Source organism: Rhodoferax ferrireducens, from assembly GCF_003347515.1.
Classification (GTDB): domain Bacteria; phylum Pseudomonadota; class Gammaproteobacteria; order Burkholderiales; family Burkholderiaceae_C; genus Rhodoferax.
Window position 1 is genome coordinate 1 of the sequence record NZ_QEII01000287.1, and the last position, 498, is coordinate 498.

Here is a 498-nt window from a genome sequence, read left to right on the forward strand (position 1 = left end):
TCGTCGCAGGACACGCGCACGCGTACGAGGCCGGCTGGATGCAGATGCAGGTCGCTGGTACGACACCGGATGCGCCTACGATAACGGTCGCTTTGTATTACCCAACGATGGCAGCGCCGCGAACCATCCCCATGGGACCATTCAAGCTTGATGTCGCCATCGGCGGCAAACCCGTCGACAAGGTCAAGGCGCTGATCCTGCTCAGTCATGGCATCAGCGGCACCGAGACCGGGCACAGCGTGCTGGCGCAAGCCTTGGCCCGCGACGGCTATCTGGTCGCCGCACTGCGTCATCCCGGCGACAACTGGCAGGACCGGTCTCTGATGGAGAAGGGCCCCGAGCGCTACTTCGACGAGCGACCGCGACAAGCTTCTAGGGTCATTGATGCAATCCTGGCCGATCCAGCGTGGAAGGATCGGATTACGGCCGACAGCCAAGGGCCTCGCGTGGGTGCGCTTGGACACTCGGCCGGCGGCTACACGGTGCTGGCTTTGGCAG

Annotated in this window: 1 protein-coding gene; it reads left to right on the forward strand. The window is 64.1% G+C overall.

What is annotated here, in order from left to right; translation table 11 throughout:
* Positions 1 to 498, forward strand: a 498-nt coding sequence (locus C5P05_RS17510; RefSeq protein WP_420130761.1) for an alpha/beta hydrolase family protein, incomplete at both ends; no start/stop codon positions are given.